The following is a 24,250-nucleotide window of genomic DNA, read 5'->3' as shown; positions in this document are numbered from 1 at the left end:
CTCAAATTGTCCCAAATGGTAGACGCAAAACACGATCATATCATCACATCTGCATCATGACACCGATTCGGGCGTATTGCACGGATCCGGATCAAGCGGATTGCCCTGCGGACGCCATTGATTCAAAATCCGCAGCAAAACGTCCGGAGCCACGGGTTTGATAAGGCAATCATCGACTCCCGCCTGTAGGATCGAAGAGACAACAGCGTCGGGCTGACTGTCGGCGAGCAAGACAATGACCGTCAGCGCACGGGTTGTTTCACGCTGTCGCACGGCGCACAAAGCTTCCAAACCTCCAGCCTGGAAAATTTGGCTGTCCATGAAAATCAGATTGATGGCCGGTTCCCGCTCCAGCATCTCCAGGGCCTTGCCCTCATCCCGCGCCACCAGAATCCGTCCGACTCTTTTTTCCAGCACCTGGGCCAGACTGAAGGTACTGCGCATATCCGGATCCACGATCAGCACCGTGACGGCAAGCACCTCCCGGAGAGGCTCACCGGACGGTGGTTCCTCTCCCGATTCGGGCGACTCCCCGCCACGGGGCCGCAGGATGGAAACCGGCTTGGGCGTACCCAGCCAGTCGGACAAGGCGCTGAACAACTTGAACGGCTCCACCGGTTTGGACAGATAGTCGCTGGCACCCGCCTCCAGGCACTGATCCCGATCCCCAGGCATGACCTTGGCGGTCAAGGCCAGCATGGGCAGACGACTGAACCGGCTCTGCAAACGAATCTGACGCATGGCCTCCAGACCATCCATCTCCGGCATCATGATGTCCATCAACACCAGATCCACATCGGGATGGGCTTCCAACATCTCGATGGCATCCCGTCCGTTGCGGGCGGTGTGGATGGCCCCCACCCGACTTTCGAGCAACTGCCGCAACGCAAAAAGATTGCGCGAATCGTCATCCACGATCAACAGGATACGGGTCGGATCCCGGAAGGTGGACTCCGACGCGGTGACGTCGTTTTCCCCCTCCGGGGACACCAGGGCATGGCGGAATCGTGGATCCAGAGATTCCGGGGGCAGGGTGGGAATCAGCAGCGAAAACGTGGACCCCTGCCCCAAATGGCTTTCCACCCGGATCTCGCCGCCGATCAACTCCGCGAACTTGCGGGAGATGGAAAGCCCCAATCCGGTGCCACCATATTGGCGACTGGTGGTGCCATCCACCTGCCGGAACGCCTCAAAGATCTGCTCCTGCTTGTCCTCCGGAATGCCGATTCCGGAGTCATTCACCGCAATGGCCACGCAGTTGTCCACGGAGAGTCCGGGATTGAGAAACACCGTGCCCACCCGGGGCCGAGTCACCTGCACCCGAACATGACCCTGAGCCGTGAACTTGAAGGCGTTGGAAAGAAAATTGCGGATCACCTGTTCCACCTTGGCCCAATCGCTGCGCAGTTCGGTGGGCATTCCCGGCTCGATGTCGCACCGGAAGGCAAGGCCTTTCTGCTCGGCCACCGGACGGAACAGCCGTTCGATGCTCCGTAAAAACGACTCGAATCCCCGGTTTTCCCAAAGCACCTCCATGCGCCCGGCCTCCACCTTGGAAAGATCCAGGATATCGTTGATCAGACGCAGCAGATCGCTGCCGCTTTCGTGGATCACCTGGGCCGAATCCACCTGCCCCCGGGTCAGATTGCCCTCTTCGTTTTTGGCCAACATCTTGGCCAGAATCAACAAACTGTTGAGGGGCGTGCGCAACTCGTGGGACATGTTGGCCAAAAATTCGGATTTATAGCGGCTGGCATTGGCCAGTTCGTGGGCTTTTTCCTTGAAGACGTGGGCCGCCAGGGCCATGGTGCCGATTTCGTCGGAGCGGCCCGTGCCGGGAATTTCCGCATCCATGCGCCCTCGGGCCAAATGTTGCAAAGTGAGGGTCATGGCGCGGATGGGATTCGAGATGTCCCGGCTGATCCGCCATGCGAGATAAAGACCAAGCAGCAAGGCCCCGAAAGAGACCCAACGGGCGATGGTCTGGGATTGCACGATGGCCGTGGTCATGTCCGCTTCGGCTTGGGCCTGATCCCGCAAGGTATAATCCTTGAGCTCCCGGGCCAGATAGGCGATCTCCGCCGCCTCGCCCCCCATGACCACATAGACCAGATGCATGTAGGCGCGGGTGGCCTGCACCATGCCATTGAAAGCCTGATCGAAACGGGCGATCCCGGTCTGGAGCGCCTGGACGATTTCCGTGTCGGGACCGCCCTGCCCCAGGTGGGTTCCCAGTTGGGTCAGCAGTCGTTCGATGCGGGGCAGTTGTTCCAGATTCTCCCGCACCAACCGGGAGTTGGGTTTGATCAAAAAACGCAGCGCGTCCCGTTGGGCGTAGAGCAGTTTCTCCTGCAAACGACTGGAGAGCAACGATCCTTCCGGATCCGGCAGAGAGCGCCGTTCCTCGCTCAGACGTGACAGAATCTCCACGGTACTGTCGCCAATCCGGGCCATCTGGGAAAAAGCCATTTCATCCCGCAGGGTGCGCTCCTCGATGGCGGAGCTGAAGCTGTCGGAATAGATCCCCAGATGGGCATCCATGCGATCCAGAATCGCCAGACGCGCCGGATCGTGAATCAACTCCCTGGCCCGGGTCATCTGGGTGGTCAACAGTTGACGCTGCTCCTTGACCCGGGCCGCCACACCGGCGTAACCCGAATAGGTGTAGGCCAGCACCCCCCGTTGCAACTCCAAAACATTGCGTTCCAGTTCCAGGATCTCCCGCACCACCTGGTTGGCTTCCCGATGCCGGTTGAAATAGAAGACCGCGTTATCGAATCCCAGCTTGCCGACCACCGCCTCCGCCACCACAATCAGGAGGATCACGCCGAATCCGGCGAAAATCCGCACCCCGATGGTGCGTGGCATGCGAAATGCGGGTTTGAACATCGCCGTTTTCCTTAATGCCTCAGGAGAGCAGAAATTCGTGCCAACGGGGCAAGGAATACTCATAGGTATCCATGACCGTGTTCCAAACCGCCACATTGGCGAAGCGTTGCCAATACGAGCCGCCGTTGCGCACCATGCCCCGACGCACGGAGATGCGGCCTTCCGGTCCCGTGAGATCCTCCCGGGCCGGTTTGCCTTCATACCAGTAGTCCCACTCCGCCGGACTCATGAAGGGACGGGAGCGCTCCGGATTGGAGATGTAATAACCCTGACGGGCAACAAAAGCCCCCGGCCAGCCGGAGAGCCACCAGTTCATGAAGTCATAAGCCATCTCCTTGCGCTGTCCCCCGGTGCGAGACGACAGGCACATCACCCCATGCCAGGCCCGATATCCCTCCTTGGGCGCGGCATAGACAGCGGGAATCCCCTGTTCGTTGAGGTCGGCCACCGCCGGGGAAAACATGCTCGCCACCACGGCCCGACCCGTGGCCAGCATGCTGGCGGACTCCGGCACCGAGGTCCAGAAACCGCTGAAGTGTCCCCGCCGTTTCAGGCCGATCAACAATTCAAACAGTTGATCCACCTCGTCTTCGGTCATGTTGCCCATATCCCGGAACCGCATCAGCCCCTTCGACTCGGCGGCCAGGGCCAGATCGAAAATGCCGATGGTCGGTTCATTGATCACCGCCACCTTGCCATGCCACTGGTCATCCAGCAGCCATCCCCAGCTTTCGGTTTCGTAGGCGATCCCCTTGGGAATGACGCGGCTGTCGTAGCCAAAGGAGTCCACATTGTGGACATAAGGCAAAAAACTGATCCCCTTGCCCGGCGTGGACCCCAGCCTGCCATTTGGCTGGACATAAAGCAGCGTATGGGGCGCATCACCCAGTCCAATACGGGCTTCCGGGGTCAGACGACCGATTTTGGTGAGATTGTTGACTTCGTCCCAACGATGCAGACGTTCGATTTCGATGGGCTGGATGGAACCGGCACGCCACAGAATGTGAATGCTGTTGCTCCACTGTTCGTACAGATCAAAGTCCTGGGGACGGGCGGAAGCCTTCTGCTGGACCAGGGCATCCCCCCCCGGCTCAAAACGGATGGAAAATCCCAGATCCTCTTCGGCCTTTTTGCGGATCGCCTCCCGGAGGGTGACGTGGGTACCCAGCACCCGCAACACCGGAGGCTCGGAGGCATGGACAAACGGGGCGCCGCGCAACAAGGCTCCGGCACCCAGCACGCCGGCCGCACCCAGCAGTTGCCGCCGGGACAGCCCCGATTCCGGCGCTGGCTGCAAAACGGGATTCGGATCAGGATTCGGACCAGGATTCGGACCGGGATTCGGACCGGGATTCGGACCGGGATTCAGACTCGGGCTGGACATGACAACCTCCCGAATTCAGGCAAGGATCATGGAAGCTGGAATTCACGCAATACCGCTTCCAATTGTTTTTGAACCGCGCTGCCCTCTTCCAGCACTTGGTTCAAGGAGTCCTGAAGCAAAGCGAGGGCCGCTTCCCGGACGACGAGTTGCTCCAGTTCGGCGCACAACCCGGAAAAACGCGCCGCCCCGAAGGTGCTGGAGGTGCCCTTGAGCTTGTGGGATACCTGACGCAACCCTTCGGAATCGTGCATCTCCCAGGCGGTGCGCAACGCATCGAGACGACCCGGCAGATTCTTGAGAAACATCTCCAGGACGCGCACGAATCCCCGTCCGGTCTCCTCCTTGAGCTGGGCCAGGGTATCCGGATCGATCACCACCCGCGCTGGAAAGGGAAGCGGCGCAGGCCGTTTGGCCAGGAGGGGAACGTCGGAGGAGAGCGACGGCCCATGCCCGACATACCGACCCAACACCTCCAGCAGATCCCCGCGTCGCAAGGGCTTGGACAGATGCTGATCACAACCGGCGGCCAGGGTCTGTTCCACGTCTTCTTTCATGGCGTTGGCGGTCAGGGCGATCACCGGAGTCCGTTTCATGCCCCGCAACCCTTCCAGGGCCCGAATGCGACGGGTGGTCTCCAGGCCATCCATGTCCGGCATCATCACGTCCATGAAAATCAGATCGAACCGGGACGACTCCACCTGCAACAAGGCTTCGGCACCGCTGGCCGCCTCCACCAGTTGATACGGTCCGCCCTCCAGAAACGCACCGACCACCAAGCGATTGTCCTCGGTATCGTCCACCAGCAGGATGCGGGGATTGGAAACCCGCTCTCCGGTCTCCGGACCCGGGCCATGCCCTCCCGCCGCCGACACCTCTTCCACAGGCATGGCGTTGGGCAGGCGCACCGTGAAATGAAACACACTCCCCACCCCCACCCGGCTCTCCACCCAGATCCGCCCGCCCATGTGCGTCACCAGTTGCTGGCAAATGTTCAACCCCAGTCCGGTTCCCCCGAAACGGCGGGTGGTGGAGTCTTCCGCCTGCATGAACGGCAAAAAGATCGCTTCCAGCCGATCTTCGGAAATGCCGATGCCGGAGTCCTGAACGCTGAAATGGGCCATCTCCCCTTCCAGGGCGTTGGCCCGCATCACGATCTGCCCCTGCTGGGTAAACTTGACCGCATTACCTAATAAATTCAACAGGATCTGACGCAATCGCTGGGGATCCCCCAACGCATGGCGCGGCAAGCCGGGATCCACCGTGCAGACCAACTCGATCCCCTTGCCCACGGCCCCGGGACGGGTGATGGCCACAGCCTGACGGATCTCCGCCTCCGGGGAAAAGGTGATCTGTTCCAGACGCAGTTGACCCGCCTCGATCTTGGACAAATCCAGAATATCGTTGATCAACGCCATGAGGGCATCCCCGGCCCGATTGGCGATCTGCACAAACTGCCGCTCCCGGGGTGAAAGACGGGGAGACTCCCGCAACATCTCCCCCATGCCCAGAATGGTATTCATGGGGGTACGAATCTCATGGCTCATGGTGGCCAGAAAACGACTCTTGGCCCGACTGGCCCGATCCGCCTCCTGCTTGGCCACCCGCAGGGCGTTTTCCAGCAGTTGCCGGTCGGTGATGTCGATCACCACGCCATCCCAGGTGGTATCCCCGTTCAACTCCTCGTGGGGCGTGGACTGGATCTGCAACCAACGGGTGTTGCCCGACACGACAAACCGCCCGATCCACAAAAAAGGCTCCTTGTTGCGCGCCACTCTCAGATTGAGCCGGATCATCTCCTCTTGTTCGTCCGGGTGGGCGGAACGGAATACCAGGGACAGATCCTTCATCAACGCTTCCCGCTCGTGACCCAGCAGGGTGCAGAAAGGCTGGCTGACATAATCGAAAGACATGGCCCCCTGGGTGCTGTAGCGGAATTTGTACACCCCCACCGGAATCCGTGAGGTCAACTCCTCATAACGCTCCTTGCCCTGACGGATCTCCTCTTCCATCCGTTTGCGCTGGGAGATATCCTGGTGGGTGCCAACCATCCGGACCGGAGCGCCGTTTCGGTTGCGGGCCACCACCTTGCCCCGGTCGAGAATCCACAACCACGCTCCGTTGCGGGTGCGCAACCGATGTTCGGTTTGATAAAATGGCGTGCGACCCGCCATGTGCTGATCCAGCACCAACATGACCCCGGGCAGATCATCCGGATGAACCAAACGCTCCCAGGCGCGCACATGGGGTTCCAGATCGTTCGACCCGTAGCCCAGCATGCTGATGAGTCTGGGACTGAAATAGACCGCTCCGGAGGGAACATCCCAATCCCACAAGCCGTCATCGCTGCCTTCCAGAGCGAGCTTGAACCGCTCCTCGGTGACCTGCAACTCCTGGCGCAACCGCTCGGACTCGGCACGTGCATTGTATAAATTGAGAAAAAGAGATACCTTGGCGTGCAACATCACATCGTTGACCGGCTTTTCGATGTAATCGACCGCCCCGGTCCCATACCCCTGAAGGCGATGAAATTCATCCTTGTAAGCCGCCGTCACGAACAAGATCGGCAAGTTCCGGGTCCGCTCCAGCTTGAAAGCGGTCCGCGCCACCTCGAAACCGTCCATGCCCGGCATATCCACATCCAAAAGCACCAACGCCAGTTCGTGTTCCAGCATCAGGCCCAAAGCCTCGTTGCCGGAACCCGCCTCCAGAATCTCGGCGGCCACACCGGTCAACAGGGCGCGCATCGCCTTGAGGTTGGCCGGTTTGTCGTCAACGATGAGGATTCGGGGTCGCATGGATTCGTTCATATCTGCCTGTCACGGTTTGATACTTGACGCTCTTCTGCAATTTCTGCAATATATGCAAATATTGTAGATCAAATCAAGGAAAAAGTCAATGGCCGATTGGTTCTCACAACAGATGGATTACATCTTTTTTGTCTACGGACTGAGCTTTCTCATTCTGGGGGTAGTCTGTCAATCCATGCCCCGGGATGACCCTTCCGGACTTTCCTGGCGTCTTCTGGGGGGATTCGGCCTGTGCCATGGGGTGAGCGAGTGGCTGGAACTGCTCGAAATGATCTTCGGAGACTCCCCCGAATTCTATGCCATACGTTTTTTCATCCATGCAGTCTCTTTCCTCTTTCTGGCGGAGTTTGCCCTGTCTGGATTGGCGACGCGACTGGCACGCCACTGGGCACCCGGACTCTCCCTGGTCCCCCTGACCGGGGTCGGGGTGGTGGCCTGGATTCAGGGAGTGGAATATTTTCCTGCCTGGATGCGCTATGGGCTGGTTCTACCCTCCTGCCTGATCGGCGCGGGACTTTTCTGGCAGGCCGGGAGCACATCCACGCGCGGCAAACGGCTCTGGCTGCGTTTTGGCGCCTTGGGCATGTTGGCTTATGGACTGGCCAGCGGCTTGGTGGTACCCCCGATGACTGTCTGGCCCGCCACGGCACTCAACACTCAAAGCTTCCTGGCCACCACCGGGGTGCCCATTCAACTGCTGCGGGCGATAGCGGCCATGCTGCTCACCATTTCCTTGTGGGGGGTGGCCACGGATCAACCGGAAATCAACCCGCTATTCCAGAAACAAAAACGCTATTTTTCCCTGTTCATCGGCGGATTTCTGCTCCTGCTCGGCGCCGGATGGGGTCTGACCGAACATCTGGGCAAGCTCTACCAAACCGATCAGTCCACAGCCCTGCGCAATGACCTGGAAGGACTGGCCAACCGGCTCAATCGGGAAACCTTCGCCATCGAAGGCAGCGTGATCGCCCTGGCGGGCATCATCCAGCCCATGCTGCACTCAGACATGACGCCATCGGAACATGCCTGGGAAATCCAAAGCACCCTGGATCAACTGGCCTCGTCGGTCAAAGGCATCGCCTATCTGATGGATCCCAAAGGGGTGGTGTTCTCCGCCTCCAACCGGGACACCCCCGGCAGCTTTCTAAGCCAGAACTACCGTTTCCGTCCCTACTTCCAGGAAGCCATGGAAGGCCGGATCGGACACTATTTCGCCTACGGGGTTACCTCCGGCGAACCGGGCTATTACGCCGGCGCCCCCATTCGCGCCCGTGGAGGAAGCCAGGAGATCATCGCGGTGGCGGTGATCAAAAAAACACTCCTCGAATCCGAACTGGGATTCAAAAAATTCTCCCACGCCTTTTTGCTCAATCCGCATGGCGTGGCGCTGCTCTCCGGCCAGGAGGGGTTCACCCCCAGACCCCTCTGGCCCCTGGATGCCGCCATCCTGAACCATCTGGAAACCTCCAAACAATTCGGCCCCTTGAACGAACACAAATCGGTCTTCAAAAAAGAACTGCTGGATGACACCCGGCTGGAAATCGAGCATACCCCGTATATCGTCGGGCGTCTGGCCATCAACCAGGAAGGGTGGTCGATCCTGCTGCTGAAAGCCGAAAAAACCACCCGGGTCAACCGCATGCTGGGCATTCTCATCGCTCTGCTGGTCAGCATTCTGATGCTCACCTATTATCTGGTGCTCCACCGGGAGACCACGGTGCTGTTCAACGCCCGCAAAATGGCCGAAGACGCCAGCCAGACCAAATCCTATTTTCTGGCCAACATGAGCCACGAAATCCGCACCCCCATCAACGCGGTCATGGGCATGATCCATCTGGCCTTGCAGACCAATCTCAACACCCAGCAGCGCCATTATCTCGCCCGCATCGAGGAGGCGGGACGCACCCTGTTGCACATCATCAACGACATTCTGGACTTCTCCAAAATCGAAGCCGGCAAGCTCTCCCTGGAATCCATCCCCTTCGCCCTGGACAAGGTGGCGGATCGGGTGGCCGCCATGGTGGCGCCCAAAACCCAGGACAAGGCCCTGGAACTGATCGTCTTCGTGGATCACCAACTCCCTTCGGTGCTGATGGGGGATCCTCTGCGACTGGGACAGATCCTGCTCAACCTGATGAGCAATGCGGTCAAGTTCACCGAGTCGGGGGAGGTCTCTTTGGAAATCCTGTGCGCCGGGATCACCAATCAGACCGCCCGGGTAGACTTCCGGGTACGCGACACCGGCATCGGCATGACTCCGGATCAAATAGCACGTCTTTTCAACGCCTTCACCCAGGCTGACTCTTCCACCACCCGCCGCTATGGGGGCACCGGGCTGGGTCTGGCCATCTGCCGTCATCTGGTGGAACAAATGGGTGGAGAAATCCGCTTGACCAGTGAACCGGGTCAAGGGAGTCAGTTCTCCTTCCAGCTTCCCTTTCCCCTCGCCGGCAAACACAACGACACCCTCCCCGACACCCCGGAAATCCCCTTGCGGCTCACCGCCTCCCGCATGCTGGTGGTGGATGATCATCCCATGGCCCGCCGGGTATGCCGGGAGATGCTCGCCCCCTATCCCTGCCGCATCGAGGAGGCGGAAAACGGCCTCCAGGCCGTGGATCGTGTCTTGCGCGCCGCCCCGGACGATCCGTTCGATCTGGTGCTCATGGACTGGCGCATGCCCGGCATGGATGGCCTGGAGGCGATGCGTCGCATCCGGGAAACGTTGGGCACCGAGGCGCCGCCAGTCATCCTGGTGACCGCGTTCGGCCATGATGAGGTCAACACCTCCTCCAGCCGCGAGGAGGTGCCCTGGTTCCTGATGAAACCCTTCACCGCCTCGGCGCTCCTGGAGATGATCGCCCACGCCCAGGGAGGACGCAATCTGCCCCGGGTCCGGGAGATCCACACCAAACCCGTCATCGGCGGACGACTGCTGCTGGTGGAAGACAATGAACTCAATCAAGAGGTGGCCAAAGGCATTCTGGCCATGGCGGGCTGCCGGGTGGAGGTGGCGGTCAACGGGGTCGAGGCGGTGGAAAAGGTGCAAACCGGTGGTTTCGATCTGGTGCTCATGGATGTGCAGATGCCGGTGATGGACGGTTTCGAGGCCACCCGGCGCATCCGGGCCGACCAGAAATGGCAAACCCTGCCCATCATTGCCATGACCGCCAACGCCATGAGCGGAGACCGGGAGTTGTGTTTGCGGGCCGGCATGAACGACTATGTCACCAAGCCCATCGAACCGCATATTCTCTACGACACGCTGCTCAAGTGGCTGCCGGACACCGTGGAAAAACCCTCCCCGTCTCTGGAGGAACACCTCCCATCCCTCCCCGAGGCCACCGCCGTCCGAACCGGAAAAACCACGACCCTGCCTCCCCTGCCCGGTCTGGATACCCGCATGGGACTGGCCACCATGGGCGGAGACGAAACGTTGTATCGCAATATTCTGTCACGCTTTGTCCACAATCAGGGGGAGGCGGGACGGGTCATGACCGAACTGCTCGCCAAACCGGATTACGCCACCCTGGAACGGACCGCCCACACCCTCAAAGGGGTGGCGGCCAGCATCGGCGCCTGCGGTCTGCGGGACGCCGCCGCAGCCATCGAACGGGCCACCCATCCCGGCGGCGGCCAGGACCACGCCCCCTTGCCCCTGCTGGTGGAACGGGCCACCACAGAACTGGAAGCCGTGGTGGCCACCATTACCCATGCCTTTCCGACTCCGGAACCACAGGCGCCCCACCCCCCGCCGGATCACGCCACGGATGCGGCACGGCTGACCCCGTTGTTCCGACAGGCCAACACCTTGATCTATCACTTTGATTCCGGAGCCGATGCCGTGATCGACGCCATGGAAGGGGTGATCACCACCGATGCACAACGAGAACGTTTGCGCACCTTGAAAATTCTGCTGGAAGGCTACGATTATGAAGGGGCGCTGGATGCCCTGCGCCAATGGGCCACCGAGGCCGGGGTCGAACTGGAGTCACCCCCATGAAAACAGATCAGGAAACCCGCCCCAAGACCCTGCTGGTGGTGGACGACGCGCCAGAAAACATCACCATCCTCAAGGGGGTATTGAGCGACCTGTACCGCATCCGACCCGCGATCCATGGCCGGGCCGCCCTGAAGGCGGTACTCATCGAGCCGATACCGGATCTGATCCTGCTGGATGTGATGATGCCGGAAATGGATGGCCACGCGGTATGCCGTCATCTCAAGGAGGATCCGGTCACCCGGGAGATTCCGATCATTTTCATCACCGGATTGAGCGACGACGCCGACGAACTGCTCGGCCTGGAACTGGGAGCCGTGGACTACATCACCAAGCCGATCCGCCCGGCCATCGTGCGGGCGCGGGTCCAGACCCAACTGGCCCTGCGGGAGGCATCACGAATTATCGAACGCCAGAACCTGCTGCTCACGGAAGAGCGGGAGATGATCGAAAACATCGTGTTGCGCATGCGTGGGGCCGATCATTTTGCCACCCGTCGGGTACGTCATCTGTATCATCCGGTGGAACAGACCGCCGGAGACCTGCTGTTGTCCGCCAGCACTCCGGATGGCCGACAACGGGTCTTGCTGGGGGATTTCACCGGTCACGGTCTGACGGCGGCCATCGGCGGACCGATGGTGGCCTATATTTTCCAGTCCATGACCGCCCGTGGCGACTCCGGACCGGATCTGTTCCGGGAGATCAACAACCAGTTGCACGCCCGGCTTCCCACCGGCATTTTTTTCGCCGCCACCCTGGTGGAACTGGACAGCCTCCGTCAACAGGCCCTCATTTTGAACGCCGCCATGCCGGAAACCCTGCTGATCCACCCGAGCATCCCACCAAGACGGGTCATCTCCACCTTTCACCCCCTGGGGGTGAGCTTCATGGCCGACTCCCCGACCCTGGAAGTCCCCATCCTGGTGCAACCGGGAGAAAAAATCTATCTGTACACCGATGGCATCGTCGAAGCCGTCACCCCCCAAGGGGAGATGTTCGGCGGCGCACGGCTGGAAGAGATGCTGATCCATCCGCTGTGGGGCGGGGCACCCCTGGAGACCATCCTGACCCGTCTCCATGCCCATTGCGGACGCGAAACCCACGAAGATGATATTGCGATGATCGAAATAGAAGTATAATCATCAACATGCCCCATTGGATCCATGACGTTCGACCAAAAACGCCATGGATCCGCAAGCTTCGTTGCGTGCAAGGTCCCGCTATCGCCTTCAGAAGTTGTCCAGAATCATCACTTCATCCAGCGGGAGTTGTCCGCCACGGGGACGGGCGGGTTCAAGGGGTCTGCCCACCGCCACGCACAAGGTGATGACGTGATCCGGAGGCAGATTGATGAACCGGGCCACCGCCTCGAAATCGAATCCGGTCATGGGGCAGGAGTCGTATCCCATGCCCTGGGCCGCCAGCATCAAGGTCTGAGCCGCGATGCCACAGGAACGCATCACCTCATCCCGTTGCACCCCCTCGTTGTCCTCGTAGTAGCCCCGAATGACGGGCAACAGCTTTTCTTGCGTTTCCGGGGGCATGTTGACGCAATACCGTTCCGGTTTTCTGGCCCAGGCCCGCAGATCGGCGCACAGAATCACCAGCATCGACGCATCGGTGAACTGGGCCTGATTCCACGCCACCGCACGGATCTTCTGACGCAATCCCCGATCCCGCACCACCACAAAACGCCAATGTTGCAGATTGAAGGCCGTGGGAGAGAGCATGGCCAGTTGAATGAGTTTGGTCTCCTCTTCCCGGCTCATGCTGTGGGAGGGGTCGAAACGCTTGACGGAACGACGATTTTCAATAGCGGATACAACATCCATGGGGGGGATCCTTCCTGATCTTTCCTTTGGGTATTATTGCCGAATGCCCTCGATGAACAGCCCGAGATCCAACGACTCGGCGGCTGGTCCCAGATTGTAGCTGATCCCGAAATCGGCACGCTTGACCCGCAGGCTGCCCGCGTAGCCCCGACGGAATCCCCCCCACGGATCCGGTCCGGTGCCCACCAGTTTGGCCTCGAAGGAGACCGGTTTGGTCACGCCATGCAGGGTCAGATCCCCGTCCACCTTGACCTTGCCATCGTTTTCCACGATGCGGGTGCTTTTGAATTCGGCCTTGGGAAACTTCTCGACTTCCAGGAAGTCCTTGCCTTTGAGATGCTTATCCCGTTCGGCGTGGTTGCTGTCGATGGAGGCGGTCTCGACTGCGATCTGGATGGCGCCGCTTTCGGGCTGGGCCAGATCCAGGGAGAATTGACCGGAAACCTTGTTGAACCGTCCCTGCAACAGGCTGTAGCCCAGATGGGGGATGGTGAAGGTGACGAACGAGTGGGTGGGATCGATCTGATATTTTTCCGACGCGGCCCAGACGGGTGAGGCACCCATCCACAGGGCACAGGCCAGGGCGGTTACTTGCAGAAATTGGGGCAGAATTCGGGTTTTCTTCATCCTTGTTTCTCCATTCCATGGGTGTGATTGACGCAAGATGACCACAGATTACCACATGCGACGCAGGGTGCCGTCGCGATCGATGAGGTGATGCTTGAAGGCGGCGGCCACATGCAACAGCACCAAAGCGCCCAAGGAAACCGCCGCGCCGAGATGGATCCGCCCCATCCAAGAAGCCCGGTCCTTGTCGGGCTCCAGCAGCGCCGGCAGCTCGAACCAGCCGAAAACCGAGACCCCGCGCCCATCCGCCGTGGAAATCAGATAACCGGTGATGGGCAACAGGATCATCAACAGGTAAAGCATGCGATGGGTCCAGGTGGCAGCCAACCGTTCCCAGGCCGGGGACGCGGCGGGAAAGGGGGGAGCCGGATGGCCCAGACGCCACCCCAGACGCAACCAAGCCACCGCGAAAACCGCCACCCCGAAAGAGCGATGCCAGAACACGGAACGATGATACCAGGGATCATAATAGGTGAGACTGGTCGCATAAAATCCCGATCCCACCATGCCGATCAACAGCACGGCCATGGCCCAGTGGAGCCAGCGGGCCACCGGATCGTAACGGTCGATCGGGAGCGGATTCATGGACGATCCAGGGGTTGCAACAGGGTGAACAACGCCACGGGCTGATGGTCCAACGTCCCCTCGAAGCGGGTTTCACGGCTTTCCAGCACCCGGAAATGGCTGGAGAAAATGGCCTCGATATCCTCGGGGGCGAAACGGTACGGTCCCCCTTCCATGAGGGTCTCCTTGACGTGAAAACACTTCAACAACAGCAATCCATTGGGATCAACCAGCCTGTGTACGGTCTGAACATACCGCCCACGACTTTCCGGGGGCAGGACGTGAAAACAACCCCGGTCGAAAATCCACTCGAACGGCCCCGGCAGCGCGGAGGCCAAAATGTCATCCACCACCAGCGCCACCTCCACCCCCCGTTCCCGGCAGTAATCCCCGGCAGCGGCAATGGCGGTGGCGGACAGGTCGCTGCCCGTGACCCGGAAACCCCGTTGCGCCAACCACGCGGCCTGGGTGCCCGGTCCGGTTCCCAGATCCAAAAAACGCCCGCTATCGATCCGACGCCCCTCCAGGGTGGCCAGCAGATCCCGATCCGGATCGGTGGTGAACCAGGGAAGCTGGGTCACCGGCTGACTTTGATAACGGCTCTCCCAATCGGAGAATTCGCCGATCTGGCGCGGGGGTGCATTCATGTCGGAACCGTGTTCCTTTTATTGGGTAAAGGTCTGCCAATCGGGTGTGGATCCCAAGGATCCAAACCGATCCTTTTTCTCGGGTCAAGCGTAACTCAGGGATCGGAAATTGACAAGACAAAGCTGGAGAAAACAACCCGATCCAACGCAAATGAAACACCGGATTCCTGCGGGGTTGATCTTCGTGTCGGATCAACGCTATTCTGATCCCGTTGCACCCGTGACGTACTCCTTCATGACCTGAAAAATCGTGCCACGCGAAACAGCGGCGAACATGCTCCATTTTGAATGGCCCTGGCTCTTTTTGGCCCTGCCCCTGCCCTGGCTGGCGAGACGTTTTTTCGCGTCCGTGCCCCGACAGGAAGAAGCGGTGCTGGAAATTCCCTTTGCGGAAGATTTCGCGGCGTGTTTCGTCTCCTCGCCGGAAAACCGGCTCCGCACCGAAAAAAAACGCTGGATCGTGGCCATTGTGGCTTGGCTGCTGCTTGTGGGGGCCGCGGCCCGACCCGAATGGCTGGGCGAGCCTTTGGAACTGCCGGCGAGCGGACGGGATCTGATGCTGGCGGTGGATCTGTCCGGCAGCATGCAGACCAAGGATTTCCGGCTCCACGATCAACCCGTGGACCGGCTCACCGTGGCCAAACAGGTGGCCGCCGATTTCATCCGACGCCGGGTGGGGGATCGGGTGGGTTTAATTCTCTTCGGTCTCAACGCCTATCTGCAAGCCCCCCTCACCCTGGACCGGGAAACCACCGCCCATCTGCTGGAAGAGTCGGAAATCGGTCTGGCGGGCAAGGAGACCGCCATCGGCGAAGCCATCGGACTGGCGGTGAAGAAATTTCGCGAAGGGCCGAAAAACAGCCGCGCCCTGATCCTGCTCACCGACGGCGCCAACACCGCCGGGGTGGTGCCTCCCCTCAAGGCCGCCCAACTGGCCGCCGACGCGGGCATCAAAATCTACGCCATCGGCGTAGGCGCGGACGAAATGACCGTGCGCTCCTTTTTCGGACCTCAGAAAATCAATCCCTCCAGCGACCTGGACGAAAAAACCCTCACGGAAATGGCCACCCTGACCCAGGGCCGCTACTTCCGCGCCAAAGAGACCACCGCCTTGGAAGAGATCTATCGGCTCCTCGACCAGTTGGAACCGGTCGCCCGGGAACAACAAACCCATCGCCCCACCACCGCCCTTTATTTCTGGTTGTTGATTCCGGCCATGCTGCTGGCGGCGTCGTTGCTGCTCCCCCGGTTGAAAGAAGGGGCACGGCGATGATCGAAACCTTCCACTGGCTGCGCCCCGGGTGGCTCGCCACCCTGCCGCTGCTGGTTCCCCTCTGGTGGCTGCTGCGACGCTCCGGTTCAGCCCGCAGCGACTGGCAACGGGTGTGCGATCCCCATCTGCTGCCCCGTCTGCTGCGCCAGCCCACCCGGGAAGGCGCCACCACCAGCCGTCACGCCCCGCTCCTGGTCACCCTGACCGCCGCCCTCGCCATCCTGGCCCTGGCGGGTCCGGCGTGGCAGAAGCTTCCCCAACCGGTCTATCAGAAACAGACCGCCCTGGTGATCATCCTGGATCTCTCCCGCTCCATGGACGCCACGGACCTCAAGCCCAGCCGTCTGGAACGGGCCCGACTGAAAATTGCCGACCTGCTCAAACGCCGCCGGGAAGGCAGCACCGCCCTGATCGCCTTCGCCGGCGCGGCGTTTCCGGTCACGCCCCTCACGTCGGATGGGGAGACCATTCAAGCCCATCTTCAGGCCCTGAGCAGCGACATCATGCCCGCCCAGGGGAGCCGTCCGGATCTGGGCATCGCCCTGGCGGAACGGATGCTGGCCCAGGCGGGACACACCCGGGGGGAAGCCCTGCTGATCACCGACGGAGAACTGCCCCCCGCCACCCTGGACGCGGCGCGACACTTTAATCAACAGGGACACCGACTGGCGGTACTGGCGGTGGGTACCCCGGAAGGGGCACCGATCCCGCTGCCCAAAGGGGGATTGCTGCAAGACGGTCGGGGAGCCATCGTCGTGCCCCGGCTCGACGAAGCCCCGTTGCGGGCACTGGCCAAAGCGGGAGACGGCCCATTCTCCCGTCTGGTGACGGATGATGCCGACCTGGATCTGCTGCTCGCCGAACGTCCCTCCGACCGGTTCGACGACAACACCCGACAAACCACCCTCACCGCCGACCTGTGGCACGAAGAAGGCCCCTGGCTGCTGGTGTTGATCCTGCCGTTGGCGGCATTGGGATTCCGGCGGGGAGTACTCATCTTCTGGTGGCTGCCCTTTCTGCTCACCCCCCCGGCCCACGCTCTGGATTGGGATGGAGCGTGGCAACGCCCGGATCAAAAAGCCGCCGAAAAGTGGACCGCCAACGATCCCCACTCGGCGGCGGCCCTGTTCACCGATCCGGCCTGGAAAGCGGCGGCCCTGTATCGAGCCAGACGCTACGAAGAGTCCCTCGCCGCCCTGGAAACTTTGAACAACGCCGACTCCTGGTACAACAAAGGCAACGCCCTGGCCCGACTCAACCGCCTGGAAGAATCCCTCCAGGCCTACGACGAGGCTTTGAAACGGGATCCCCAGCACGCCGACGCCCGCCACAACCGAGAACTGGTGCAAAAAAACCTCCCCAACCCCCCACCCGCCACCAAACCCGAGGATCAAAAAGACCAAGAGAAGGACAAAGAGAAGGACAAAGAGAAGGACAAAGAGAAGGACCAGCAAAACGCCTCCTCTTCTCCCGACCAATCCGGGAAGCCGGATCCCAAAGATCCCAAATCCGACTCCCAATCCTCTCCGGACTCCCCCAATCCGGAGAAGCCCGACGCCTCCGCCGCTTCCAGGGAGGCGGATCAATCATTATCGAAAGATAAAGAACAATCCGCCACGCCCAAACCCGACCCCGCCGCCGATCCCAAAACCGATCACCCGGATGCAGCGCGTCAGGAGGCGGAAGAGGAAAACCGGCAGGCGGAAGAGCAGTGGCTGCGCCGCATCCCGGACGATCCGGGCGGACTACTGAGAAGAAAATTTCTCTATCAATATCAAAGACACGGACAGACCCGTCCGGAGGCCAATCCATGGTGACTCCCCTCAAGAAACCGGCTGTGCTGCTCGGCCTGTTGACCTGGATCCTGACTCTTCCCCTCTGGGCCGCCGAAATCCAAGTGCGGGCATCCCGGGAACCGGTGGTGCAAGAGGAGTCTTTTTCCCTGATCTTCTCCACCGCCGAAAATCCCGACGGAGATCCGGATTTCGCTCCCCTGTCCAAGGATTTCGAAATTCTGGATCAGGGGAAAAGCAGCAATTTCCAGTTCATCAACGGGCACAAGAGCCACTCCATCACCTGGACCCTGGAGTTGATGCCCAAACACAACGGCGAAGTCACCATTCCGCCGTTGACCTTTGGCAAAGACCGCAGTACCCCCATTACCCTGAAAATCCTGCCCGGCAAAAACAAGACCGCCACCCAAACCCCCGGCAGCGATGCGGAACTGCTGGTCGAAGCGGAGTTGAGCAACCCCAATCCCTACCGGTTGGAACAGACCATCCTCACCGTGCGTTTTCTCAACGCGATCCCCATCGCCGGGGCTTCCATGCCCGAACCCAAACTCTCCTCCGGGGATGGGGTGATCGAAAAACTGGGGACGGATCAAGCCTACGAAACCGAACGCCATCAGCGTCATTATCTGGTCTCGGAACGACGCTACGCCCTGATTCCCCAACGCAGCGGCCCTTTGGTGATCGATCCGGTCCCAGTGACGGTGCAACTTCCCGGTCAGGGGAAGAATTCCCTGCTGAAAGAGTTCTTCAACGATCCATTCATCCAAAATCTCCCCATCGGTCCCGGTCGTCCCGGACAGACCGTGCGACTGGCCACCCAGGCGATCCACCTGGATGCCAAGGCCCAACCCGCCTCCTGGCCACGGGGCAGCGCTTGGCTTCCGGCCCACCGGCTCATGCTCATGGAGAAATGGAGTCCGGATCCCCCTGTCTTTCAGGTGGGAGAACCGGTGACCCGCACCATCACCCTGATGGCCGACGGCTTAAGCGCCGCGCAACTGGAAGAGATCACGCTGAAAGATCCGCAAGGGATCAAGCTGTATCCCGACCGTCCGATCCTGGAAAACCAAAAGGAGGCCACCGGGATCATCGGCAAACGGATCCACACCATCGCCATGATCCCCACCACCCCCGGCGAACATCTGCTGCCGGCCATCGACATTCCCTGGTGGAACATCGATCAACAACGCCAGGAAGTCGCCCGTTTGCCGGAACGGCGCATCACGGTGCTGCCCGCCTCCGGCACCGGCTCCACCCCTCCCCCGGAGGCCCGCCAGCCCGATACCCGCGCCACCCCGAACCCGGAGTCCCGTTCGGTCGAGCCTGCATCCGGCAACCGTTCCACCACCCCGGAGACCGTCAACCCCGTCAACCCGGACCGCTCTCCGCCATCTATCCCCCAGTCCGGCGCCACGTCCCCATCCGTTCCCCCGACCGATGCCCATACCCTCACCGGAACATGGCCCTGGGTGGCCCTGATGGCGATTCTGGGATGGATGATCACCGCCCTCCTGTGGTGGCGCGGCACACGACGACACAAGGCCCCGGCTTCTCCCTCCAGCGACCCGCTGGCCGCCGCCGCGACCCAGGCCCGTCAGGCCGAAGCCCGACTGCGCGCCGCCTGTCTGGCCAATGACCCCAAAGCCGCCCAGGCCGCCCTGATCATGCTCGCCCTTTCCGAACCCCTGCCCGGGGAACTTGCCGACGCCATCGCCCAACTGCAGGCCACGCTCTACGGTCCCACCCCCTTCCCTTGGCAGGGAGAACGACTGTGGACAGCCTGGCAATCCACCCGCGCCACCGCCGGACAGACATCCCCCGCCAACTCCCTTGTTCTGCCTCCCCTGTACCCCTCATGACCCGCTTCCGACCCCTTTTCGACCCTCATGGCGCCAGGCCGAGGGCGGTTCGTTTCATTACCGTGACCCAGCATGCGAGCCAAAGCGGACTCCTGGCCGTGAGCGCTGCAACTAAATCCTTTCTCTTTGGCACGAAAAACGTCACTATATCCGCATTCAACGTATTCCCCTTATCGTGGCACCAACGCATCATGAACAGGAACTGGCCGATGTTCAAAGTACCGGCACTGTTGTTTCTCCTGACTCTGCTCTCCACCACCCCGACCCTGGCCGCCGAATACGAAAAAGTCCAGTCCCTGGACGAAACCATACGCGCCGCCAACCAGGGGGTGATCGAAGCGCAAAACAATCTCGCCATGATCCATCGGGACGGCCTGGGGGTACCCCGGGACTACAAGGCCGCCATCAAATGGTATCGCATGGCCGCCGAAAAAGGACACGCGGAGGCCCAATACCATCTGGGCATGATGTTTCACGACGGCAAAGGCGTCGCCAAGGACGATCGGGAGGCGATCCGCTGGTTCCGCCAGTCCGCCGAACAGGGACAGGCCGAAGCTCAGGTCGCCTTGTGGGAGATCCATCGTCGCACCGACACCCAAGAGGCGCAAAAATGGCTGCGTCAGGCCGCCGAACAGGGGTTGGCCGAGGCCCAGTACAATCTGGGAATCGCCCTGCGGGATGGGGGCCAGGGGGTGGAAAAAGAGCCGCAGCAGGCGGTCTCCTGGCTGCGCAAGGCCGCCGATCAGGAGTTCGCCAAGGCGCAAACCGCGCTGGCTGGCCTGCTGGCCGCGGGCCAGGGCGTGGAAAAGGATCCGGTTGAAGCCGCCTTGTGGTTCAATCTCGCCATCTCCCAGGGGGATCCCGCCGCCTTGAAAAAACGCGCCCAACTCCACAAGGAGATGACCCCGGAACAAATCAAGAAGGCCAACACCCTGGCCGAACAGTGGACTCCACCCGCCTTGACAAAACTCTCTCCGGCCCACCAGGGGGGGAAAAACACCGATCCCGCCCCCACTCCCCCCGCCCGCACCAAAAGCGAATGAGTTCGTTCATTCATCTGCACGTCCACTCCTGTTTTTCCCTGCTTGCGTCCACGGTCCGGCTGGAGGCCGTGATCGCACGGGCCAAACAGCTCCAGATGCCGGCCCTGGCCCTTACCGATCAGGGCAATCTCTTCGGCGCGGTGCAATTCTATCTGGCCTGCCTGAAAGCCGGCATCAAACCCATCATGGGGGCGCAGGTCTACGTGGTGCCCGATTGCCACGACAAAACCACCCGACCCGATCAAGAAACCCGCGATCAACTGATCCTGCTGTGCCGCGACGCCACCGGCTGGCGCAGTCTCACCCGTCTGGTCTCCGCGGGACACCTGGAAGGCAGTCACGACAAACCCCGGGTGGACCCGGCACTCCTGCGCCGCCACAAACAGGGCCTCATCGCCCTGTCCGCCGGAGCCAAAGGGGAGGTGGGACGCCTGCTCAACGCGGGTCGGACCGATCTGGCCCACAAAGCCGCCCAATGGCTCGGGGATCTCTTCCAAGATGAACAGACCGGAGCGCCGGGATTCTATCTGGAACTCATGCGCCACGGAGAGCCGGACGAGGAGTCCCTGATCCGCCAAACCGTGGATCTGGCCCATCGTCTGAATCTGCCCCTGGTGGCCAGCAACGGGGTCCACTTTCTCGACAAGAAAGACCATCGCGCCCACGACGCCTTGATCTGCATCGGGGCGGGTTTCACCCTGATGGACGAAAAACGTCCCCGCATCAACGACCGGCGCCACTTCGCCACCCCGGAAGAGATGGCCGCCTTGTTCGCCGATGTGCCGGAAAGCCTGGAAAATACCCTCCAGATCGCCAAACGCTGCAACTTCCGGCTGGAACTGGGCAAAACCGTGCTGCCGGATTTCAAGGTTCCCGAGGGGGAGGATCTGGCCTCCTGGCTGAAAAACGAAGCCGAAAAGGGACTGGAAATCCGCCTCACCCGCTCCGTGGCCCCCCTGACCGAACCGGAACGCCTGCCGGAGGTCTCCCGGATCTATCGGGAACGGCTGGAATACGAACTCGATGTCATCGTGCAGATGGGATTTCCCGGCTATTTTCTCATCGTGTCCGACTTCATTCGTTGGGCCAAGGTCCACGGCATCCCCGTGGGACCGGGACGCGGATCCGGCGCCGGATCCGTGGCCGCCTGGGCACTGGACATCACCGATCTGGACCCGCTGCGCTATCAACTGCTCTTCGAGCGGTTTCTCAACCCGGAACGGGTCTCCATGCCGGACTTCGATGTGGACTTCTGCATGGACAAGCGGGAGAAGGTGATCCATTACGTCCAGGACAAATACGGCTCCGACCGGGTGGCCCAGATCATCACCTTCGGCACCCTCCAGGCCCGCATGGCGGTGCGGGATGTGGGACGGGTGTTGCAGTTTCCCTATGGTCAGGTGGACCGGATCGCCAAACTGATTCCCAACATTCTCGGCATCACCCTCAAGGAGGCCTTGGAACAAGAAGAGCGTTTCACCACCTTGGTCCAGGAAGAGCCGGAGGTGCAGGAACTGCTGGATCTGGCCCTGGCCCTGGAGGGACTGCCCCGTTCCGCCGGCACCCACGCCGCCGGAGTGGTGATGGCCAACGGCCCCCTCACCGACATGGTACCCCTGTATCTCGACCCCCGTTCCGACATGCCCGTCACCCAGTTCAACATGGTGGACGTGGAAAAGGTCGGATTGGTGAAGTTCGACTTTCTGGGTCTCAAGACCCTGACCGTCATCGACGACGTGCTCAAGCTGGCCAATCACCGCCGCTCCGGCGAAAACCTCCCGGCCATCGACATCAACACCATCGACCTGACCGATGGACCCACCTTCAAGCTGCTGCAAAGCGGTCAGACCCGGGGGGTGTTCCAGTTGGAATCCTCCGGCATGCGGGATATCCTCAAAAAACTCGCCCCGGACACCTTTGAAGACATCATCGCCCTGGTGGCCCTCTACCGCCCCGGTCCCCTCGGCTCGGGCATGGTGGATGACTTCATCAACTGCAAACATGGCCGCGTGGAGGTGGTCTACCCCCTGCCCCAACTGGAACCGATCCTCAAAGAGACCTACGGGGTGATCCTCTACCAGGAACAGGTGATGAAAATCGCCCAGGTGCTGGCCGGCTACACCCTGGGGGGAGCCGACCTGCTGCGCCGGGCCATGGGCAAGAAAAAACTCTCGGAAATGCTCTCCCAACGGGAAATTTTCGAGCGGGGCGCCCTGGCCAATCAGGTTTCCAAGGAGCGGGCCACCTACATTTTCGACCTGATGGAGAAGTTCGCCGGCTACGGTTTCAACAAGTCCCACTCCGCCGCCTACGCCCTGATCTCCTACCAGACCGCCTGGCTCAAGGCCCACTATCCGGTGGAGTTCATGGCCGCCACCCTCACCTGCGACATGCTCAACACCGACAAACTGGCGCCTTTCATCCGCGAATGCCGCGCCATGAAGGTGCCGGTCCTGCCCCCGGACGTGAACCACTCCCGGATCACCTTCTCCGTGGAAAACCACAGCGTGCGCTACGGTCTGGCGGCCATAAAAAACGTGGGCGAAGGGGCCATGGAGGCTTTGGTGCAGGCCCGGGAAACCGGTGGAAAATTCGTCTCCCTCCCCGACCTGTGCCAACGGATCGCCTCCGGCGGACTCAACCGCCGGGTCATGGAAAACCTGATCAAATCCGGCGCCTGCGACTCGTTGCAGGCCAGTCGGGCGTCGATGCTGGCGGGACTGCCGGAAATTCTGGCCTCGGCCCTGAAAAGACGCGATGACAAGGGCAAAGGGTTTCTGGACCTGTTCGGCGACAGCGAAGAGGCCTGCCAACCCCTGCCGGAAACCCCGGAATGGAGCCTGGAAGAAAAACTCGCCTTCGAGAAGGAAGCCATCGGTTTCTACATCACCGGCCACCCGGCGCAAAAGGATGCCGCCGAATTGCGGGAATACGGCATCGATTCCATCTCACGGGCCAAATTTCAGGCCCGTGCCCGTCCGGACGGTCCACCCAAGGCCCGGGTGGCGGGGGTGGTCGCGGAACGCAAGCTCCACCGCACCCGCAAGGGGGATCGCATGGCCTTCGTCACCCTGGAGGATCTGGAAGACCAGATCGAGGTGGTGGTCTTCGCCGATGTCTATTCCGGCTGCCAGGAACTGCTGGAAGGAGACGGGATGGTGGTCATCGAAGGCAACATGGAACTCGGTGACGAGGAACCGAAAATCACCGCCGAACGGATTCTGGACCTCAACGCCCTGCGCAAGGAGTGGTGCCGGGAACTGCTGCTGCAAGCCGACGCCCTCACCCTCACCGACTCCGCCATCACCCGTCTCAAAGAAATTTTGCAACGTCACGCCGGAACCTGCCGGGTGGTGGTGGAGTTGCGTCTGCCGGACCGGTTGGGGATGTTCCTGCTGGGGGACGCCTTCCGGGTCACCCCGGACGCCATCCTGTTCGACGAACTGCGCCGACTGCTCGGGATGGAGCGGGTACACGCACGCCGCATCGAGTCCGGCAAGCCACTTCAACTGAATTGAGGATCAGTCAGTCG

Annotated in this window: 14 protein-coding genes; 7 read left to right on the top strand and 7 right to left on the bottom strand. The window is 61.1% G+C overall.

Going from position 1 to position 24,250, the window contains the following annotated elements:
• Window positions 1-54 precede the first annotated feature (54 nt).
• The 3 genes from HQL98_07830 to HQL98_07820 are packed head-to-tail and all read right to left on the bottom strand — an operon-like array spanning window position 55 to window position 7,068.
• Window positions 55-2,889 (bottom strand): response regulator, encoded by a 2,835-nt coding sequence (locus HQL98_07830; protein ID MBF0271953.1) that lies wholly within the window; start codon window positions 2,887-2,889, stop codon window positions 55-57.
• Between the two features lie 19 nt (window positions 2,890-2,908).
• Window positions 2,909-4,273 carry an extracellular solute-binding protein gene (locus tag HQL98_07825; GenBank protein ID MBF0271952.1) on the bottom strand — a complete coding sequence of 455 codons (1,365 nt, stop codon included), beginning with the start codon at window positions 4,271-4,273 and terminating at the stop codon, window positions 2,909-2,911.
• Between the two features lie 26 nt (window positions 4,274-4,299).
• Entirely contained in the window at window positions 4,300-7,068 is a 2,769-nt protein-coding gene (locus tag HQL98_07820; GenBank protein ID MBF0271951.1) for a response regulator, read from the bottom strand.
• A gap of 100 nt (window positions 7,069-7,168) precedes the next feature.
• Here HQL98_07820 and HQL98_07815 point away from each other — a divergent pair, with 100 nt between their 5' ends.
• Together HQL98_07815 and HQL98_07810 are read left to right on the top strand one after the other, a co-directional pair.
• Window positions 7,169-11,083 carry a response regulator gene (locus HQL98_07815; GenBank protein ID MBF0271950.1) on the top strand — a complete coding sequence of 1,305 codons (3,915 nt, stop codon included), beginning with the start codon at window positions 7,169-7,171 and terminating at the stop codon, window positions 11,081-11,083.
• Window positions 11,080-12,219 carry a SpoIIE family protein phosphatase gene (locus HQL98_07810; protein MBF0271949.1) on the top strand — a complete coding sequence of 380 codons (1,140 nt, stop codon included), beginning with the start codon at window positions 11,080-11,082 and terminating at the stop codon, window positions 12,217-12,219. Before HQL98_07815 ends, HQL98_07810 begins: the two co-directional genes overlap by 4 nt.
• A 90-nt stretch (window positions 12,220-12,309) precedes the next feature.
• Here HQL98_07810 and HQL98_07805 read toward each other — a convergent pair whose 3' ends face one another.
• Genes HQL98_07805 through HQL98_07790 form a run of 4 tightly spaced genes read right to left on the bottom strand, consistent with a single transcriptional unit; the run spans window position 12,310 to window position 14,750 of the window.
• Window positions 12,310-12,912, bottom strand: a complete 603-nt coding sequence (locus tag HQL98_07805; protein MBF0271948.1) for a nitroreductase family protein — start codon at window positions 12,910-12,912, stop codon at window positions 12,310-12,312.
• 33 nt (window positions 12,913-12,945) lie between these two features.
• Window positions 12,946-13,539, bottom strand: coding sequence for a YceI family protein (locus HQL98_07800; protein ID MBF0271947.1), 594 nt, complete (start codon window positions 13,537-13,539; stop codon window positions 12,946-12,948).
• 48 nt (window positions 13,540-13,587) lie between these two features.
• A complete protein-coding gene (locus HQL98_07795) occupies window positions 13,588-14,124 on the bottom strand; it encodes a cytochrome b (protein MBF0271946.1) in 537 nt (178 codons plus the stop codon).
• Complete coding sequence (locus HQL98_07790; protein MBF0271945.1) at window positions 14,121-14,750, bottom strand: class I SAM-dependent methyltransferase; 630 nt, start codon at window positions 14,748-14,750, stop codon at window positions 14,121-14,123. The genes HQL98_07795 and HQL98_07790 overlap by 4 nt, the downstream gene beginning before the upstream one ends.
• Before the next feature lie 274 nt (window positions 14,751-15,024).
• Here HQL98_07790 and HQL98_07785 point away from each other — a divergent pair, with 274 nt between their 5' ends.
• The 5 genes from HQL98_07785 to dnaE all read left to right on the top strand — a co-directional run bounded on the left by HQL98_07785 (window position 15,025) and on the right by dnaE (window position 24,236).
• A complete protein-coding gene (locus HQL98_07785) occupies window positions 15,025-16,023 on the top strand; it encodes a VWA domain-containing protein (protein MBF0271944.1) in 999 nt (332 codons plus the stop codon).
• The gene (locus HQL98_07780) at window positions 16,020-17,840 is read left to right on the top strand and encodes a VWA domain-containing protein (GenBank protein MBF0271943.1); all 1,821 of its coding nucleotides are present in this window, start codon (window positions 16,020-16,022) and stop codon (window positions 17,838-17,840) included. Before HQL98_07785 ends, HQL98_07780 begins: the two co-directional genes overlap by 4 nt.
• Window positions 17,834-19,675: a protein BatD gene (locus HQL98_07775; protein ID MBF0271942.1), complete on the top strand. Its 1,842-nt coding sequence runs from the start codon at window positions 17,834-17,836 to the stop codon at window positions 19,673-19,675. The genes HQL98_07780 and HQL98_07775 overlap by 7 nt, the downstream gene beginning before the upstream one ends.
• Before the next feature lie 209 nt (window positions 19,676-19,884).
• A complete protein-coding gene (locus HQL98_07770) occupies window positions 19,885-20,718 on the top strand; it encodes a sel1 repeat family protein (protein ID MBF0271941.1) in 834 nt (277 codons plus the stop codon).
• Window positions 20,715-24,236: a DNA polymerase III subunit alpha gene (gene dnaE, locus HQL98_07765; GenBank protein MBF0271940.1), complete on the top strand. Its 3,522-nt coding sequence runs from the start codon at window positions 20,715-20,717 to the stop codon at window positions 24,234-24,236. Before HQL98_07770 ends, dnaE begins: the two co-directional genes overlap by 4 nt.
• Window positions 24,237-24,250 lie beyond the last annotated feature (14 nt).

This window comes from Magnetococcales bacterium (genome assembly GCA_015231755.1).
Lineage (GTDB): Bacteria > Pseudomonadota > Magnetococcia > Magnetococcales > Magnetaquicoccaceae > Magnetaquiglobus.
This window is presented reverse-complemented; position numbering and strand designations above follow the sequence as displayed.

Excerpts from the sequence above, each read along its gene's own strand:
- HQL98_07785 (MBF0271944.1), top strand. The coding sequence starts at position 15,025 with ATGCTCCATTTTGAATGGCCCTGGCTCTTTTTGGCCCTGCCCCTGCCC.
- HQL98_07830 (MBF0271953.1), bottom strand. The coding sequence starts at position 2,889 with ATGTTCAAACCCGCATTTCGCATGCCACGCACCATCGGGGTGCGGATT.
- HQL98_07775 (MBF0271942.1), top strand. The coding sequence starts at position 17,834 with ATGGTGACTCCCCTCAAGAAACCGGCTGTGCTGCTCGGCCTGTTGACC.
- HQL98_07790 (MBF0271945.1), bottom strand. The coding sequence starts at position 14,750 with ATGAATGCACCCCCGCGCCAGATCGGCGAATTCTCCGATTGGGAGAGC.
- HQL98_07820 (MBF0271951.1), bottom strand. The coding sequence starts at position 7,068 with ATGCGACCCCGAATCCTCATCGTTGACGACAAACCGGCCAACCTCAAG.
- HQL98_07805 (MBF0271948.1), bottom strand. The coding sequence starts at position 12,912 with ATGGATGTTGTATCCGCTATTGAAAATCGTCGTTCCGTCAAGCGTTTC.
- HQL98_07780 (MBF0271943.1), top strand. The coding sequence starts at position 16,020 with ATGATCGAAACCTTCCACTGGCTGCGCCCCGGGTGGCTCGCCACCCTG.
- HQL98_07815 (MBF0271950.1), top strand. The coding sequence starts at position 7,169 with ATGGCCGATTGGTTCTCACAACAGATGGATTACATCTTTTTTGTCTAC.
- dnaE (MBF0271940.1), top strand. The coding sequence starts at position 20,715 with ATGAGTTCGTTCATTCATCTGCACGTCCACTCCTGTTTTTCCCTGCTT.
- HQL98_07825 (MBF0271952.1), bottom strand. The coding sequence starts at position 4,273 with ATGTCCAGCCCGAGTCTGAATCCCGGTCCGAATCCCGGTCCGAATCCC.
- HQL98_07810 (MBF0271949.1), top strand. The coding sequence starts at position 11,080 with ATGAAAACAGATCAGGAAACCCGCCCCAAGACCCTGCTGGTGGTGGAC.
- HQL98_07770 (MBF0271941.1), top strand. The coding sequence starts at position 19,885 with ATGTTCAAAGTACCGGCACTGTTGTTTCTCCTGACTCTGCTCTCCACC.
- HQL98_07800 (MBF0271947.1), bottom strand. The coding sequence starts at position 13,539 with ATGAAGAAAACCCGAATTCTGCCCCAATTTCTGCAAGTAACCGCCCTG.
- HQL98_07795 (MBF0271946.1), bottom strand. The coding sequence starts at position 14,124 with ATGAATCCGCTCCCGATCGACCGTTACGATCCGGTGGCCCGCTGGCTC.